Annotated in this window: 2 protein-coding genes and 1 pseudogene; 2 read left to right on the forward strand and 1 reads right to left on the reverse strand. The window is 70.3% G+C overall.

Going from position 1 to position 2,156, the window contains the following annotated elements; all coding sequences use genetic code 11:
• Positions 1-344: 344 nt before the first annotated feature.
• The gene (locus D471_RS0111995) at positions 345-584 is read left to right on the forward strand and encodes a hypothetical protein (protein WP_017598837.1); all 240 of its coding nucleotides are present in this window, start codon (positions 345-347) and stop codon (positions 582-584) included.
• An 8-nt stretch (positions 585-592) separates the two neighbouring features.
• On the opposite strand, the gene D471_RS0112000 is transcribed toward D471_RS0111995, so the two are convergent.
• Positions 593-1,546 carry a GlxA family transcriptional regulator gene (locus tag D471_RS0112000; RefSeq protein ID WP_026127645.1) on the reverse strand — a complete coding sequence of 318 codons (954 nt, stop codon included), beginning with the start codon at positions 1,544-1,546 and terminating at the stop codon, positions 593-595.
• A 388-nt stretch (positions 1,547-1,934) separates the two neighbouring features.
• Here D471_RS0112000 and D471_RS39435 point away from each other — a divergent pair.
• Positions 1,935-2,156, forward strand: a pseudogene (locus D471_RS39435) (ABC transporter ATP-binding protein); the annotation flags it as partial.

Here is a 2,156-nt window from a genome sequence, read left to right on the forward strand (position 1 = left end):
CTACCCAGGCACGACACACGAACGGACCCCAAGACGCACCGCCCCCTCGGGGGACGACCAGGCCGCGCGGGTGGTGACCGCCGCCGTCAACCACCCACCACCCCGAGCAGACCCACCCCCGCCAGTGGAGCGCGATCGCCCTCGCCCGGGCCGCGTCCTCCTGGGAGCGACCCTGGCGGCCACCCTGGTGACGGCGGTCGTGGTGATCCGCCACGAAGCCCGCCCCCGGCCCTCCTTCCGGCTGTGGTGGCTGATCATCCCCGCCTGGTCGGCCGCCATCGCGGCCGTGGCCGCCACAGTCCTGACCATCCGGCTCACCCTGGGCTCCGTTCGCCGACCGCCCGGTGACCTTCGACGCCGCGAAGTTCACCGCGGGCCGGGTGTTCTTCAGAGCCCACTTCTGCGGCGCGCAGGTGTCCTTCTACCTGACCCTGTCCGACAACAGCCCGGTCTCCTTCAACGACGCCGAGTTCACCGCAAGCACAGTGGACCTGGCACATGCCACGGGCAAACGCCCCGCCGGACTGTCGAAGGCCGCCCAACACTCGAAACCAGGAACGGTGCTCCTCCCCGAGGACCGGTAGCCCACACCTCACCGACCCGCGCCCCGAAACCGCTCCCGGTACTCACTGGGCGCACACCCCAACGCCCGCACGAACGCCCGACGCATCACCTCATCGGACCCATAACCACACCTGCGCGCCACCGACACCACCCCGGCCTGGCTCTCCTCCAACAACCGGCACGCCGTCTCCAACCGCACACGGCCCACGAACCGGCCCGGGCTCACCCCCACCTCACGCGCGAACACCCGAGCGAACTGACGCGGCGACAACCCCGCCCGCGCCGCCAACGCCTCCACCGACAGATCCGCACCCGGATGCGACACGATCCAGTGCTGCAACTCCCGCACCGCCGGACGCTGCGCCGTCTGCACCGCCAGATGCGTGGAGAACTGCGCCTGATTACCCGGCCGCCGCAGGTACACCACCAACTGACGCGCCACCGCCAACGCCACCTGCCGCCCCACGTCCTCCTCCACCAACGCCAACGCCAGATCGATCCCCGCGCTCACCCCCGCCGAGGTCACCACCGACCCCTGCCGCACGAAGATCGGCGTCGGATCCACCTCCACCCGCGGATAACGCCGAGCCAACGTCGCACAATGCGCCCAGTGGGTGGTGGCCCGCAACCCGTCCAACACCCCCGCCTCGGCCAACACGAACGCCCCCGTGCACACCGACGCCGTACGCCGCGCCCGCGCCGAGACCCGACCGACCGTCTCCACCAGCACAGGATCCAGCCGCCGGGTGCCCTCACCGCCGGGCACGATGAGCGTGTCGACCCGCCCGACCCGCGCCAACGGCACCGACGGCACCAACCCCAGCCCCGAAGAGGTCGTGACCACGCCACCATCCAGGGACGCCACACGCACCCGGTAGTCCACCTCAGGCGCCCGCGCCGCGCCCGCGAACACCTCCAACGGGCCCGTCACGTCCAGACTCTGCACACCGTCGAAGACGACGATGACCACCTCACGTCGCATGGCCCCATCCTGACCACCGGCCCAGACGACCACAAGGTCGCCTACCCCACGCTTCCTGCCACCACCGCCATCATGGGGAAGGAGCCCACGCGCCAGACGGACCGGTCGCCTCGGGCGCACCGGTCCCGTCCCATCGGGGAGCGGTGAGAGAGTCGCCCCTGGCCCACAGCGACCACACCACAACCGACAAAACCCCCAAAAAGGATCAACTGCGGTCTACAACCCCAACACAACACCACCGCCACACAAACCCCACCCACCCCACGTACCCTCAACACACACCGCCACAACACCCCACCGAGACCAAGGACACGAGCACACCGACAGAACTCTCACCCACCCCCGACGATCCCACCCACCAGACGACCACCCACACGAACGGACACCCGTGAGGCTCTCCCACCGCGGCAAGCTACACGCCAGCCCCGCCCCCACCCCACCACCCCCACCACCCCTCATCGAGCTCCACGACGTGTCCCTCACCCACAACCACACCCCCCTGATCAGCCACCTCGACCTCACCATCCGCCCCGGCGAACACGTCGCCCTCATCGGCCTGTCCCCCACCGCCACCACCGCCCTCACCCACCTGCTCACCGGCCGCACCACC

Source organism: Nocardiopsis lucentensis DSM 44048 (genome assembly GCF_000341125.1).
Lineage (GTDB): Bacteria > Actinomycetota > Actinomycetes > Streptosporangiales > Streptosporangiaceae > Nocardiopsis > Nocardiopsis lucentensis.

Excerpts from the sequence above, each read along its gene's own strand:
- D471_RS0112000 (WP_026127645.1), bottom strand. The coding sequence starts at position 1,546 with ATGCGACGTGAGGTGGTCATCGTCGTCTTCGACGGTGTGCAGAGTCTG.